At 34.3% G+C, this 14,503-nt stretch carries 18 protein-coding genes; 5 read left to right on the top strand and 13 right to left on the bottom strand.

Translation table 11 applies throughout. The features are described 5' to 3' along the window. Positions 1-7: 7 nt before the first annotated feature. Positions 8-766: a peroxide stress protein YaaA gene (gene yaaA / locus B8977_RS04205; protein WP_084016426.1), complete on the bottom strand. Its 759-nt coding sequence runs from the start codon at positions 764-766 to the stop codon at positions 8-10. Positions 767-814: 48 nt separating this feature from the next. Between yaaA and B8977_RS04210 the strand changes: the two genes are divergently transcribed. Further along, the gene (locus tag B8977_RS04210; RefSeq protein ID WP_084016427.1) at positions 815-1,441 is read left to right on the top strand and encodes a hypothetical protein; all 627 of its coding nucleotides are present in this window, start codon (positions 815-817) and stop codon (positions 1,439-1,441) included. A 10-nt stretch (positions 1,442-1,451) separates the two neighbouring features. Here the strand turns inward: B8977_RS04210 and B8977_RS04215 are convergent, their stop codons facing one another. From B8977_RS04215 to B8977_RS04230, 4 genes are all read right to left on the bottom strand, one after another. Further along, complete coding sequence (locus tag B8977_RS04215; protein WP_084016428.1) at positions 1,452-2,075, bottom strand: L-threonylcarbamoyladenylate synthase; 624 nt, start codon at positions 2,073-2,075, stop codon at positions 1,452-1,454. A 57-nt stretch (positions 2,076-2,132) separates the two neighbouring features. After that, on the bottom strand, positions 2,133-2,666 hold the full coding sequence (locus B8977_RS04220; RefSeq protein ID WP_084016429.1) for a lipocalin family protein: 534 nt from the start codon (positions 2,664-2,666) through the stop codon (positions 2,133-2,135). Positions 2,667-2,774: 108 nt separating this feature from the next. After that, positions 2,775-3,620, bottom strand: coding sequence for an SDR family oxidoreductase (locus B8977_RS04225; RefSeq protein WP_084016430.1), 846 nt, complete (start codon positions 3,618-3,620; stop codon positions 2,775-2,777). A 55-nt stretch (positions 3,621-3,675) separates the two neighbouring features. After that, positions 3,676-4,089 carry an Rrf2 family transcriptional regulator gene (locus tag B8977_RS04230; RefSeq protein ID WP_084016431.1) on the bottom strand — a complete coding sequence of 138 codons (414 nt, stop codon included), beginning with the start codon at positions 4,087-4,089 and terminating at the stop codon, positions 3,676-3,678. A 133-nt stretch (positions 4,090-4,222) separates the two neighbouring features. Between B8977_RS04230 and B8977_RS04235 the strand changes: the two genes are divergently transcribed. Both B8977_RS04235 and B8977_RS04240 read left to right on the top strand, forming a co-directional pair. Next, complete coding sequence (locus tag B8977_RS04235) at positions 4,223-6,466, top strand: OmpA family protein (RefSeq protein WP_084016432.1); 2,244 nt, start codon at positions 4,223-4,225, stop codon at positions 6,464-6,466. Between the two features lie 24 nt (positions 6,467-6,490). Continuing rightward, positions 6,491-6,802: a thrombospondin type 3 repeat-containing protein gene (locus B8977_RS04240; protein ID WP_084016433.1), complete on the top strand. Its 312-nt coding sequence runs from the start codon at positions 6,491-6,493 to the stop codon at positions 6,800-6,802. A 79-nt stretch (positions 6,803-6,881) separates the two neighbouring features. On the opposite strand, the gene B8977_RS04245 is transcribed toward B8977_RS04240, so the two are convergent. The 4 genes from B8977_RS04245 to B8977_RS04260 all read right to left on the bottom strand — a co-directional run bounded on the left by B8977_RS04245 (position 6,882) and on the right by B8977_RS04260 (position 9,010). Next, positions 6,882-7,322 (bottom strand): carboxymuconolactone decarboxylase family protein, encoded by a 441-nt coding sequence (locus tag B8977_RS04245; protein ID WP_084016434.1) that lies wholly within the window; start codon positions 7,320-7,322, stop codon positions 6,882-6,884. Positions 7,323-7,347: 25 nt separating this feature from the next. After that, positions 7,348-7,773 (bottom strand): DoxX family membrane protein, encoded by a 426-nt coding sequence (locus B8977_RS04250; protein WP_084016435.1) that lies wholly within the window; start codon positions 7,771-7,773, stop codon positions 7,348-7,350. Between the two features lie 104 nt (positions 7,774-7,877). Further along, entirely contained in the window at positions 7,878-8,195 is a 318-nt protein-coding gene (locus B8977_RS04255; protein ID WP_084016436.1) for a hypothetical protein, read from the bottom strand. A gap of 20 nt (positions 8,196-8,215) precedes the next feature. Next, the gene (locus B8977_RS04260) at positions 8,216-9,010 is read right to left on the bottom strand and encodes an SDR family oxidoreductase (protein ID WP_084016437.1); all 795 of its coding nucleotides are present in this window, start codon (positions 9,008-9,010) and stop codon (positions 8,216-8,218) included. 125 nt (positions 9,011-9,135) lie between these two features. Between B8977_RS04260 and B8977_RS04265 the strand changes: the two genes are divergently transcribed. Continuing rightward, the gene (locus B8977_RS04265; protein ID WP_084016438.1) at positions 9,136-9,507 is read left to right on the top strand and encodes a winged helix-turn-helix transcriptional regulator; all 372 of its coding nucleotides are present in this window, start codon (positions 9,136-9,138) and stop codon (positions 9,505-9,507) included. Here B8977_RS04265 and B8977_RS04270 read toward each other — a convergent pair. The 3 genes from B8977_RS04270 to B8977_RS04280 form a co-directional block, all read right to left on the bottom strand. Next, a complete protein-coding gene (locus tag B8977_RS04270; protein ID WP_084016439.1) occupies positions 9,504-10,646 on the bottom strand; it encodes a DEAD/DEAH box helicase in 1,143 nt (380 codons plus the stop codon). The two genes, B8977_RS04265 and B8977_RS04270, sit on opposite strands and share 4 nt — an antisense overlap. A 114-nt stretch (positions 10,647-10,760) precedes the next feature. Continuing rightward, positions 10,761-11,120, bottom strand: coding sequence for a DUF4180 domain-containing protein (locus tag B8977_RS04275; protein WP_221405775.1), 360 nt, complete (start codon positions 11,118-11,120; stop codon positions 10,761-10,763). Beyond that, the gene (locus B8977_RS04280; RefSeq protein WP_084016440.1) at positions 11,117-12,748 is read right to left on the bottom strand and encodes an ABC-F family ATP-binding cassette domain-containing protein; all 1,632 of its coding nucleotides are present in this window, start codon (positions 12,746-12,748) and stop codon (positions 11,117-11,119) included. The genes B8977_RS04275 and B8977_RS04280 overlap by 4 nt, the downstream gene beginning before the upstream one ends. Positions 12,749-12,933: 185 nt before the next feature. On the opposite strand from B8977_RS04280, the gene B8977_RS04285 reads away from it, so the two are divergent. Further along, positions 12,934-13,767: a glycerophosphodiester phosphodiesterase gene (locus B8977_RS04285; protein ID WP_159447449.1), complete on the top strand. Its 834-nt coding sequence runs from the start codon at positions 12,934-12,936 to the stop codon at positions 13,765-13,767. On the opposite strand, the gene B8977_RS04290 is transcribed toward B8977_RS04285, so the two are convergent. Further along, positions 13,768-14,436, bottom strand: a complete 669-nt coding sequence (locus B8977_RS04290) for a hypothetical protein (protein ID WP_084016442.1) — start codon at positions 14,434-14,436, stop codon at positions 13,768-13,770. Positions 14,437-14,503: the final 67 nt, after the last annotated feature.

Here is a 14,503-nt window from a genome sequence, read left to right on the forward strand (position 1 = left end):
ATTTAATTTATCTTATGAAGATTAATTTTTCATCAGTCGATAATTTCGCATCAAATGAATAATTATTGACATTAAAATTTTTCACTTCATCGATGGTTGAAACGTTGTTTTCAGCACAAAATCTTGCCATCGCTCCACGTGCTTGTTTAAAGAAAACCATGATTTGTTTCAATTCTCCGTTTTTATAATCGTAAAATTCAACATCGATTTTTTGCCCTTTTAAATTTTTAGCATCCAACACTTTTGCGTATTCATTGCTGGCTAAATTGAGTAAAATTTCATTCTTTTTCATTTTGGAATTCACGAAATCAGTCAAAGTTTCTTTCCAAAATCCATATAAATTTTTCGAACCTTTTACATCCAATTTTGAACCCATTTCTAAACGATACAACATCACGCGGTCGCTCGGTTTTAAAATTCCATATAATCCGGAAAGGATGAACAAATTCTGGTTCAAATAGTCCTGTGCGTTTCCATTTAAACTTTCTGCATCCAATCCACGGTAAACTTCCCCTTTGAAAGCCAGCACGCCTTGCACGCTTTTTTTCTTGGTGGGTTTTGGTTTCCAATCTGCGTAGCGCTCTATATTCATTTCTGCCAAATCCGTCGAAATTGACATCAGTTTTTCTAAATCTTTTGGAGTTAATTTTACTAATTCATTCATCACATTTTCAGAATGGGAAAGGAATTTAGGTGTGGTCGATTTTTGCCATTCACCATTTGTTTCCAAAGACATCAATTTTGCAGGAGAAAGTAATATTTTCATTTTGTAAATTTAAAACATTTCTTTAGTTTTAAAATCTAATTGAAACTTATGAAAAGTATTGTTGCAGCATTCATTCTTCTTGGATTTTCTATTTCCTTTGGTCAGATTTATGAATTTGACAAATCTGTTTCGATTAAAAATACTTCTGAAATTATTGAAAATAAATACTTTAATAGTTTAAGTTTCATGAATGAAAATGAACGTAGTTATGCGTTTTTTGTTACGGATGAAAATAATGGAGTGATTAGGGATGAAAAAAACAGAATGTTACATTTCTTTGAATTTTCAAATAGTCAAAATAACTCTTATCAATTTGAGTATAAATACAGTATTAAAATGATGAATGGAAAAGAGTTTAATAAAGAACTTTATGAAATTACAAAAAATACTGAAACTGAATTCATCATTAAAAAATTTCGTAACGAACGAAAGAAAAATATTGATTATGAATTCATTGTAAATATTGAGAAGTCGGATTTTAATTTTTTATTCGTACCATTTGAGAAAAGCATTGAAAATTCATTTCAAATCGTTGATTTAATTGGTCAAGAACTGAATACTAAGGAAAATTATCAAATTTCTTTTTTTGAATTCAAAAATTGTAAATCAAGAATGGAAATTTTGGAAGTCGATAAATTTAGAATTGCACTTCCAAATAAATTAGTAATATACTAATAAAATGATACTACATAAACTCATTAATATCCCCCTTTCCTTCACGCAAAACCACAACATCATCATTTGTGATATCTACGATTGTTGAAGCTCGGTTATCGCCGACACCGCTGTCCACAACCAAATCCACAAGTTTATCAAATTTCTCTGCAATCAATTCCGGATCAGTAATGTATTCAATGATTTCATCCTCATCGTGAATTGAAGTTGAAGCAATTGGATTTCCTAATTTCTCCACGATACACCTTGGAATATGATGATCAGGAACACGGATTCCAATAGTTTTTCTATGTTTATAAGCGTTCGGTAAATTATTGGAAGCTTCCAAAACAAATGTAAAAGGACCGGGCAAGGCTCTTCTCAACAATTTGAAATTTGAATTGGAAATTGGTTTTGTGTATTGTGACAAATGGCTCAAATCATTACAAACAAAGGAAAACTGTGACTTGTCGAGCTTAACACCTTTTATTTTCGCAAGCTTTTCCATCGCTTTCATATTCGTGATATCGCAACCCAAACCGTAAACCGTATCGGACGGATAGATAATCAGTCCTCCATTTTTTAAAACATCAACGATTTGATTGATTGCTCTTTCATGTGGGTTTTCCGGATGTACTTTGATTAATTTAGCCATAGCTTTTCATTTTTTCAAATTTAATGAAATGAAATTTAGAAAACAAGCCAACTTTGATTAATCCTGAGCTGTCCAGACTAATTCATTGATTTTGTAACCAGATTTTGCTGCAATTAATGTATAAAGATCTTTAATTTCTTCAGGAATCGTTTTTTCCCTTGAAAGAATCCACATATTGTCTAAACTTTCTCCAAACACCAATACATATTTATATTCATCATCAATTTTTACAACATTGTATCCGCTATAAAAAGGACCGAAAAACGAAACTTTCAAAGCACCTTCATTTGCTTCATTTACAAATTTAGCTTTACCGATGGATTGCCGCCATTCGTTGTCTTCGGCATGAAATCCTTTGTTGTCAACTTTGATAGAACCGTCTTCATTCAAAGTATATTCAGCCGTAACTTTTGATAAACCTTTTTCCCATTTAAAATCCAAACGTGCAATTTCATACCATTTTCCCGCATATTTTTTTACATTAAAATTTTGAACGATATCTTGTGAAGGTTTGATAGGCTTTAAAATTTTATAAGTCAAATAACCTGCTCCCGCAAAAACGGCAACTGCTATAATTAATTTAATTTTCATGTTACTTATTTTACCAAAATTAAATCAATTATGATACCAATTCAATTGAAATTTAAATACATGGAGCATTCGATTTAAAAACAAATGCTCCATAAAAATGATATTATTTTATGCTAAAAAATCTTTTATAACAGCTGAAAATGGAGTAGTGGAACGACCGATCAATCCTGACAAAGTTTTACTGTCATCATAAAGGTCACCTTTGGAAGCGCCGATATCACTGTTCGCCAAAACTTTTGCAAAATCTTCGGGTAAGCCCAACGAAGTGAGCACCTCTGTAAATTCTGATTCTGGTAAGTTATTGAAAGGAATTTCTTTTCCTGTTTGTTTTGAAATTTCTGAGGCAAAGTCGGTCAAAGTATAAGCTTCATCTCCCGCCAATTCATAAGTTTTTGCTTGATGACCATTAGTTGTCAAAACTACTGCGGCCGCTTCAGCGAAGTCTTCACGCGTAGCAGAAGCAATTTTCCCATCGCCTGCACTTCCGATAAAAGCACCTGCTTTTATAGCTCCGGAAATTGAACCAGCATAATTTTCAGTATACCAGCCATTTCTCAAAATAGTATAATAAATTCCTGATGCTTTCAAAGCTTCTTCCGTTGCCAAATGTTCAGCGGCCAAAATCAATGTAGAAGTATCGGCATGTAAAAGACTTGTATAGACGATCCATTTTACTCCTGCATTTTCAGCAGCCTTAATCACATTTTTATGTTGGATTTCTCTTTGTCCGATTTCATTTCCGGAAATCAAAAATATAGTATCAATTCCTTTTAGCGAATCAGTTAAAGTTTCAGGTTGGGAATAATCAAAAACTCTGGCTTCAATTCCTAAATCTTTTGCTTTTTCTGGTTTCCGCACCAACGCTACCAGGTTTTCAGCGCTTGTTCTTTCTTTTAATTTGGCTACGGTAATTTCTCCCAATTGACCTGTAGCGCCTGTGATGGCTATTTTCATTTATATTAAAAATTTAATTGTAATTACATTTGTTACATTTATGTTCAAAAAAATATTAGTGTTTAAATTGTTCAAAAAACTCAGCCAGCGTACGATTGTTTAAATTTTCACTGACGACAGCATTTGTTTCTTCAAATAAATTTTCGAGTTTTTCATTGATTTGTTTTCCAATAGGGCAGTCTGGATTTGTTTTTTTATTTTTCCGGCCCAAAATTTCTGAATTTTTTACAGCATTATAAATATCGGAAAGAAAGATTTGCTGACTCGATTTATTCAACCGAACGCCGCCATCTTTACCTTTTTTAGTGATGATTAACCCTGCTTCATTCAAGGTACCGATTTCTCTTCTGATAACAACTGGATTGACATTGATGCTTCCTGCAATGTACTCGGAACTCAACCATTCATCTGGCTCTGAAGCCAAAAGTGTTAAGATGTGAATCGCCGTTGCAAATCTTGTGTTGTTCATTTCGTGGATAAATTTATACTAAAATTTTTAATGTAACAAAAATTATTACAATAATATAAATGTTTATTACCAATAACCTTAAATTAAACACAATTTATCTGATTTTGCGTAAATTGCTTTCGATTTTAGCTACATGCGTCAATTTCTATTTTTTATATTAATTTTCACTTCTGCAATTGGATTTTCTCAGACCAAAGAAATTCCTCATTTTCAGGTGGATTCAGGTAAACCACAGTTAAATTTCCAATCCATAGAAGTAAATGTAGTCGGAAAAGCAGCTGATGTTCATTTGTATCAATCTTTTACTGTTCAAAATAAAATCAACGGATATTACCTTTATCCGGTAAATTTGGAATCTTCGCTTTATGAACTGACTGTTTATCTTTCTGATAAAATTATTTCGATGGATGTCAGAAATATGGACAACATCCGCAAACAGGTTTTAGCTGAAAATAAAAAAGGAAAAAAAGTCACGCTCAAGCATCAGGACGATTCTAATTTTATCAAATTAAATATACCTTCCATTCCGGAAAATGAGGAAATCAAAGTCGTTTTAAAATATACTCAGAATTTAGCTGTTAATAACGAATCGAAAAACCTTGAAATTCTCTCTTTTATCAATTCTGCTTACGAATTGAATTTGAAAGAATTTGAATTTAAAATCAACTTAATCAGTCCCACACCGATCGACCATGCAGAAATTAATTCACACGAAACTGTAAACAAAAAAGTTTCAGAAAAGTACCAAACTTTCTCATACACAGGAAATAAATGGAATAATTCAATTCAATTAAATTACAATTCCAAAGGAAAAGAGGCCGATGCAGGAATGTTGGTTTATGAAGAAAAAGGTTGCCGTTATATTTTAGGAGTTGTGGAGCCGCCAAAAGAAATCAAACCTGAACAAATAGCACCTCGAGAATATGTTTTTGTGATGGATATTTCCGGTTCCATGCAAGGATTTCCGATTGAGACTTCCAAAGAATTAGTAAATCGCATTTTACACGATTTGAAACCCGAAGAGAAATTCAACATTCTCTTTTTTGCAGGAAGCAGTGATTTTTTTGCCAAAGAATCTGTTTATGCCACGCCTGAAAATATCGATTTGGCAATTCAGATGATAAATGACAAGCGCGGAACGGGTAAAACCAAACTGGCCGAGGCACTCAAAAAAGTTTATACTTACAAGCCTGATAAAGCTTACAATAGGATTGTCGTTTTGGTGACCGATGGGAAATTAAACGAAGAAAAAAGCCTTTATTTTGATTTAAAACAAAACCTCAAAGATGCGCAGTATTTCTGTTTCGGGATTGGTTATGACATTGACCGTAAGACGATTCAGCAGATTTCGCAGATTTCAGGAACAGAATCAGTTTTGATTGCTGACCAAATCGATGCCAAAAAGGAAATGGATAAATTTTTCAATACCATTCGTACGCCGCTTTTGAGATACATTCAGGTGCAATCTAAAAATCTGAATTTATCTGAAACTTATCCGAGCCAATTCAATGGATTTCTTTCAAGTGAATCTTCAAGTTTCGTCAGCAAAGAATGCAGTGGAACGCGTGATCCAAAATTAATTCTGACCGGAATTAACGGTGAAGAAAATTACCAGGAAGAATTTTCGCTTCCAAATGTCGATAACAATCAAGATTTAAAAATCCTGAAATACCTTTGGGGGAAAGAAAAAATTGAATTTTTACTTCAGGAAGAAGAACGATGCGGTTCGCGTTGTATCAATGATGGAAAATACCGAAATCAAATTATCAAAATAGGTGAGGAACTCAACATCGCCACGCCTTATACTTCATTTATCGAAGAATCTTATGTAAATAATAACAACAATCGAGGACGCAAATACTCTCTTTATGAAAATCCAAATAACCAAGTGATTTTCCAGAATGATTATGATTCTGATTTTGATAAAGTTCCCAATACCATTGATGAATGCCCTTATGACAGAGGTTTGATCAGCCGAAAAGGTTGTCCGAAAACCAAACAGGAAAAAATCACCACCGAAATCAACCGCATGTTGGAAGGAATTGAATTTGATTTTGATTCGTTTTTAATTAAATCTGAATTTTATGAAAAATTAAATACGGCGGCTTCGATTATTTCTTCACAATCTGAACAAGTTTATGTCGTGGAAGGGCATACCGATGCGGCGGGAACGCCCCAATACAACCAAAATTTATCAATGAGTCGTGCGAAGGCTGTGTCAGATTATTTAGTTCAAAAAGGTGTAAAAGAATCGCAGATGAAACTAATAGGGAAGGGCGATACAGAATTGAAACATCCTGAATGCAGACCGCAGGAAGTTTGTGATGACCAGAAAAATTTTGAAAACCGTCGAGTTATTTTCAAGACTTTAAATTAAATTTGTAGAAATCACTAACTAAAAATGAAAGCCTCTTTTATAATTCTCAGTTTAATTTTTATCACTTCCTGCACACAGCAGAAGTTGTTGACGCATAATTTTATTGATTCCGATTTAGACGGTGTGCACGATAATCGCGATGCTTGTCCGAATGAACCTGGTTCTATTTTTAATTTTGGCTGTCCCGATGACGAACCTCAATTGTCATTGTCATTTAACAAAGAAAAATCTACAGATTCCGATTTAGATGGAGTTCCGGATGATAAAGATGAATGTCCGTTTGTATATGGTTCACCTTTTAATCAGGGTTGTCCGTTCAAAACAAAACCCTTGTAAATTAGATTATAAAATAATAAAGCGAATAATCTCAAAAGAAATTCTTCGCTTTCATTTTAATTACCCATTATTAATTTAATCACATCCCCGGCTGCAAACGTGTGGTGATTGCGATTCTGTTCCATGCATTGATAGTCACGATGGCCATGATGATTTGCGCTATGGTATTTTTATCGAAGAATTTTTCAGCTTCGGCATAAGTTTTATCAGTCAATCCATGTTGAGAAATCAAAGTGATTTCCTCTGTCATAGCTAGAATTACTCTTTCTTCTTCGGTAAACAAATTCGTTTCACTCCACGCATTCAAAAGAAAAATTCTTTGAGTTGTTTCTCCATACTTGATCGCATCTTTTGTATGCATGTCGATACAGTAAGCACAACCATTGATTTGCGAGGCTCTGATTTTGATTAGTTCTTTGAGCGTTTTGCTGATTGAAACTGTTTGTAAATAACCTTCTAATCCCATCATTGCTTTGTAAGCTGCGGATTCTGTCGTTGCCATGTTAAATCTTGTTTCCATTTTTTTAAATTTAATTGTTTATATTTTATTTATTTAATTCGTCCAAACTCAATGAATATTCATTTTGATTTGCCAATAAAAATGAAGCTGCACAGCCAATCCATACCGAATAATCCAGTGGCACCTTCATCCCGAAAGCAATCATCATCGAAAGCGCAAAAGTCATTAGCAGAAAACCTGAGCCATAAGCCGCAATCTTGGTTTTATACCCCAAAAGAAGCATCAGCGGAAAAATAATTTCCAATGAGGTAGCAGTATAAGCGCCAACTTTACTCAAAAATTCAGGTAAGAAAAACGTAAGTAGCCGGGTATATTTTTCAAAATTATTCCAATTGCCCCAGACAGAATTTTCACCCCAAAATCCAAAGCGGTCTGCAACTGCTGAAAGCATCGTAACAGCAATAGCGATTCTTAAAAATAATTGAGCGAACTGAACTTTTTGACTTTTCATGATTATAATTTTTAAACAAGACAAAGTTGCGCTTTCTATATTTCAAAAAACTTAAACTGGTTTAAGAAAACATTTTTAAATAAAATAATTTGCTGAAATTTACATCATCCTGTGATTTTCAACGATTGAATCAATCCCTGATTCAGTTCCAAATGATATTTTAAAACAATAGGGCTTCCCGGAAATGTTCCTGAGGCTTCTGCCGATAGGACATTGTCATTTTCGTTATAATCTAATGGTTTCATTGTGGCTTCGTATTTTTTATTGGCTTTGTCAATCCAGTTTTCAATTTCTGCTTTTCCGTTGTGAGTTTTGCCTTCATCGAATACTTCAGCATTTTCAGTAAAACAATTTGCATAAGCTATACTGTTAAATTCGTTTTGCGCTTTCACTAATTCTGAGACAATTTTTGGTAAATTCATATTATTGTATTTTAAGATTATTAAATTGTTGGTACGGTGCCGCCATCTATTACAAATTCAGTTCCTGTTAAATAATTGGCTCTTGGAGAAACAAGAAAACCAACCAATTCAGCTACTTCTTCCGGTTCTGCAGGTCTGCCATAAGGTACTCCTCCCAACGCATCCACAACACTTTGCTGAGCTTCCTCAATAGATATTTTTGAATTTTGGGCAATTGTTTCCAACCATACTTTGACATTTTCTGTCCTGATCCATCCTGGTGAAACAGTCAGGACGCGAACACCTTTTGGCGTGACTTCATTTGATAAACTTTTACTGTAATTTATCAATCCTGCCTTTGCAGCTGCATAAGGCAAAGTAGAATCATACAAAGGCAATTTACCCTGGATGGAAGCGATGTGAATAATTACACCAGTTTTTCGCTCTATCATTTGTGGTAAAAATCCTCTGTCGAGTCGAACAGGAGCAAGCAAATTAGTTTGTAGAGTTGATTCCCAATCTTCATCCGTTAATACGGTAAAACCACCTGCAGGTGTTGATGAAGAGCCAAGATTGTTCACAAGAATATCCAGCCTCCCGTAAGTTGACAATACTTCGTTGATTACTTTTCGAGTTCCTTCTGCCTTACTCAAATCGGAAGAAATGAAATGCAAATTGTTGTTTTCTTTTTCAGGTGCATTCCTTGCGGTAATAATAACCGTTGCACCAGCTTGTAATAGTCTTTCTGCAATTGCTTTTCCGGCTCCTTTTGTTCCCCCGGTTACCAAGGCAATTTTACCTTGAAGTTCGTTGTTGTAATTAAATTGATTTTCCATTTTGTTATTTCTTTGGTGCAAAATTCCGAAGTATCTCAATTTCTGACAATAACGGAAAATCGAATTGCATAGGGATAATTTTTTCCCCTATTGTGCATTTTGGAACATTGGGTTAATTTTACAGTATGCATGAAAGAAAAATACCACTGAACTTAAATTGCGGTCTCGACCTTATCGGTGAAGTCCTTTACGGTAAATGGAAAATCCGTTTGTTATGGTTCATCAATGAAGGACACCTCCGTCCCAGCGAGCTCCAGCGTAAAATCCCTAATGCTTCAAGGCGGGTTTTGAACATCCAGCTCAGAGAATTGGAAGAACACGGATTGGTTTGCAAAATCATCTACGCGCAGGTTCCACCCAAAGTAGAATATTTCCTGACGGATTTTGGGAAAACATTGATTCCTGTAATTTCCACATTGGGAAACTGGGGCGATGCTCATGAAAAACGGTTGAGGGAAGTTATTTTAGCAAGAACAAAAAAAGTGATTGTAAATTAATATCCATGCATATCAATTCCTTCTGTACGTTGTAGCGTAACTTTCTTACCCATTTTTTTCTGGATTACCCTGAAATGTTGCAATTCGTCATCTGTCAAAATATTGATAGCCGTCCCTTTTTCACCTGCACGACCCGTTCGACCGATTCTGTGAATGTAATCCAAGGGTGAACGTGGCAATTCATAATTGATAACACAAGGCAGAGATTCGATGTGTATTCCACGGCCGATCAAATCAGTCGCTACCAAGATCTGTGCACCGTTAACCCTGAATTCTTCCAGATTATTTCTACGCGCACCTTGCGATTTCTGACTGTGAATGGCAACCGCTTTTATTTTATTTTTCTTTAGTTTTTCAACCAGATTATCAGCAGACCTCGTAGAGGAAACGAAGATCAAAGCTTTTTTCACTTTCTTTTCCTTAATTAAATAACGTAAAAACGGTCCTTTGTTTTCAGGCGAAACGTGATAAGCGATTTGTTCAATGTCATCAATTTCAACTTCCTCTTTTTTGATTTCAATCAGTGTAGGATTTTTGGAAAGACGTTGCTTCATTTCAGCAACCTTGTCGTCTAAAGTAGCAGAAAACATTGTCGTTTGTTTCTGAGTAGGCATCAATCCAAAAAGCTTATCCATCTCTTCTCCAAAACCCAATTGGAACATTTTGTCCGCTTCATCTATTACCAAATGTTGGATTGCCGAAATACTCAAAGCATTGTGGTCGATCAAATCCAAAAGACGGCCTGGTGTTGCGATCAGTACTTCCACACCATATAAACCTTTCATTTGAGGATTGATAGAAACACCGCCATAAACTGCCATCGTACGGATTTCACGCTTCAGATTTTCTGTAAAAGCTCTGAAAACTTCATCAATCTGTATAGCCAATTCCCTCGTAGGAACCAATACCAAAACTTGAATATTACGGTCTTTTTTGATTTCTGTATTTTGTAGCTTATCCAAAATCGGCATCACAAAACAAGCCGTTTTTCCCGAACCCGTTTGTGCAATTCCCATCAGGTCTTTTCCCTGTAAAATAACAGGAATTGTCTGCTCCTGAATAGGAAATGGTTTCAGATACCCTAACTTTTTTACGGAATGAATGATATTGCTTGATAATCCCAAGGTTTCAAATGACATAAAATCTTATTTAGCCACAAAGATAAGTTTTCTCCAAAATCATTTTTTCCAATATAACTCACAAAAATAAATAAAGTATCCTATTTAAAGTAAATAGAAATTGAATTTTAAAATTTAACTCAATTTCTCTAAAGCTTCTGAAACAGAATTGAGAAAATTTATCTGTTTTCCTTGGTTGCTTTCGAAAATGAAATCGTTCAAACTTTTGGAATTGAATTCAGAAAAATCTCCAACAATGACCAAACGAATTCTGTAATTGGAAAATTTCTGTAGAATCTCTCCCGCCAGTTTATTTTTCAATTCAAAAAAATCATCGGTAAGATTGTGTTTGTGAATGATGATTTTATCAAATCCTTGATAATAAACATTTCCCATCAAATCCAAACCGTCTTGTTCATTTTTAATCAGAATTCCATCCGAAATGATCTCTGCGATTGGGGAATTATTTATTTTATGAGTTTTGATTTGTATCATTTTTCAATCTCCTTCAAGCTTTCCATCTTTTTGTTAGCAAGAAAGCCTTTGATATCTTCGAAATGTTCACGCACGCGTTTGTTTCCAAATTCAAAAACTTTTTCCGCCAATCCATCCAAGAAATCACGGTCGTGAGAAACCAAAATTACTGTTCCTTCAAAATCTTTTAAAGCATCTTTGATAATGTCTTTGGTTTTCATATCCAAATGGTTGGTAGGCTCATCGAGAATCAAAACATTGTAAGGTTCAAGCAATAATTTAACCATTGCCAAACGCGTTTTTTCGCCACCCGAAAGGACTCTTACTTTTTTGTCGATGTCATCTCCTTTAAACATAAATGCACCTAAAATGTTTTTAATTTGCGTTCTGACATCACCTTCTGCAATGCGGTCAACAGTTTCAAAAATTGTTAAATCTTCGTCTAACAAAGACGCCTGATTTTGTGCGAAATAACCTATCTTGGCGTTGTGTCCGATTTCTAATTTTCCATCAAAATCAATTTCGCCCATCATGGCTTTTATCATGGTCGATTTTCCTTCACCATTTTTACCAACCAAAGCTACCTTTTGTCCGCGTTCTATGACCATATCAGCATCTTTGAACACAACATAGTCTCCGTATTTTTTAGATAAACTTTCAACGGTGACCGGATATTGTCCCGTGCGTTGCGCAGGTGGGAATTTCAATTTCAAAGCCGAAGAATCAACTTCATCAACCTGAATGATGTCCAGTTTCTCCAGCATTTTGACACGAGACTGAACCTGCAAAGTTTTGGAATAAGTTCCTTTGAAACGCTCGATGAAATCACGGTTTTCCGCAATCATTTTTTGTTGCTCTTCGTAGTGTTTCTGCTGTTGTTCACGTCGTTCCTGACGAAGAATTAAATAATCTGAATATTTCGCTTTATAATCATAAATGCGTCCCATCGTCACTTCGATCGTTCGGTTAGTAATGTTATCTACAAACGCTCTATCGTGGGATATAACCATCACGGCTTTGGCTTGGTTTTTCAAAAATTCTTCTAACCATTGGATCGATTCGATGTCCAAATGGTTCGTTGGTTCGTCTAATAAAATCAAGTCAGGTTTACGAAGCAAGATTTTTGCTAATTCGATGCGCATACGCCATCCACCTGAAAATTCAGAAGTTGAACGGTCTAAATCTTCCTGTAGGAAACCCATTCCTTTCAGTACTTTTTCCACTTCGGAATCGTAATTGACTTCTTCGATGGAATAAAATTTCTCGCTCAATTCTGACACGCGCTCAATTAATTTCATGTAATCGTCGCTTTCATAATCGGTGCGTACAGTTAATTGTTCGTTGATGTCATCTATTTCGTTTTTCATTGATAAAAATTCATGGAAAGCCTTGGATACTTCTTCCCGAACAGTGCAATTGTCTTCAGTCAATAAATGCTGCGGCAAATAAGCGATGACTGCTTCTTTGGGAGCGTAAATATTTCCTGAACTGGGTTTATTGATGCCCGCAACTATCTTCAGCAAGGTTGATTTTCCGGCTCCGTTTTTACCCATGAGGGCTATTTTATCGTTTTCATTGATCACAAAACTTACTCCGCTGAAAAGGGTTGTCGCGCCGAAGTTAACGGCAATGTCATTGACTGTTATCATAATTCTTTATCGAAAAACGGTGCAAAGATAAGTTTTTGGAACTTAGTATTAGTTAGTAGTGAATCTTAGGCTTGGATAATTATAATTGGAATATTCAACAGGCCAATTAATCTTAGAAATAATTCTTATTTAATGAGTATATTTGTATGATGATAAAGTTTTTTTTTAAAAAAATATTATTGTATATGACGATTGGACTTTTTGCGTTTTTTATCATTACAGTTCTTATACCTTACCTCAATTTTATTTTACAGAGTAGTATTGTCAATAAAGAAGACAAAAAAATCATAGCTATAGCTCATCGCGGTGCCTCTAAATTAGCTTTTGAAAATTCCTTAACTTCTTTTCAAATAGCATTGAAACAAAATATAGATGTAATAGAAATTGATGTTCATTTGACAAAAGACGATGTCGTCGTTGTTTCTCATGATTATAATTTAAAAAGGATTGCCAAATTGGATGAAGATATTGAAGATTTAACTTATGAACAGATTAAGAAGTTAAATATTGGTGATGGCTTTGTGAATGAAAAAATTCCGACATTAAATGAAGTCCTTAAACTCATTGATGGTAAGAAAAAAATCATGATTGAACTAAAATGGCCTCGCAAAGGAATTTACAAAAATCTTGTATCTAAAACTTTGGCTTGTATTGTTCAAAATGAAGCTGTAGAATGGTCTATAATTCAATCATTCGAGAAAGATTATCTGAAAGATGTTATCGAGAAATATCCTCAGATTGAATGTCATCAACTAGTATTTGGTTTATCTAAAATATTACCGATTTACTATGACAATCATTTCAGATTTGGACAATTTGAACCGTTAGAGGGGGTTTCTTCTGTAAACATTTTTTATATGTATTTAAATTCTTCCTTCGTGAAAAAAATGCATTCAAAAGGAATTAAAGTAATGGCCTTTACGCTCAATGATGAAAAAAAAATAGCCCGTGCTGTAAATTTTGGTGTGGACGGAATTATATCTGATGAGGCAAATATTATAAAAAAATTTTATGATTAATTATTTGAATTGTCTAAAATAATCTGCCATTTCTTTTTTGTAAAAATTTGTAAATAGTCGGTTTACTTTATTTACATAAATGAAAAACATCATCGTAGAACTTGCTGCTACAATAACAAAGAAAGTTGCAACTGAAAACCAAAAAATATAAGCGGAAACATTCCCGTATTTCAGTATGGTTACCCATCCAAATATTGCTACTAGATTGGGTAAGAAATATATAAAAAAACCTATCGAAGCATTCAGGGTTTTAGCAATGGAGGATTTCATGTTATTCTTAAAAAATGAATTACCATACAAAAAGCCTAACCAAGATGCATGAGGATGACCTGTAATTTTAGTTACTACAGTCATGAGTTCCAGCGTATATAATTCAATTCTTTTTTCTACAATATGATTCGCGTTTTGAACTCCAGCCCATGCTGAAATAGCCAATAAAGCAATGATACCTACAACAGTCAGGGTGTCTGGATTTTCTTTTATATCTCTCACTAAAGTATTGTCAGCTTGGAAAAAACTGCTGAGAGGTATAATAATTGCAGATAAAAAAATAAGACTACCGGTATAAGCCATTTTGACTCTCCAGTTGATCTCGTCTCTCATGCTTTTTATTTCTTCAAGATAAAAGCTGACATTTTCATCGTTTACAGAGATTTTTTTCTTTTTCATTTTTAAGTAGAGTGTCTTATTAGAAATAACCAAACTTACATAAAAATCATTTAAGTGTAAATAATGT

The organism is Moheibacter sediminis, from assembly GCF_900176425.1.
GTDB classification, from domain to species: Bacteria; Bacteroidota; Bacteroidia; order Flavobacteriales; family Weeksellaceae; genus Moheibacter; species Moheibacter sediminis.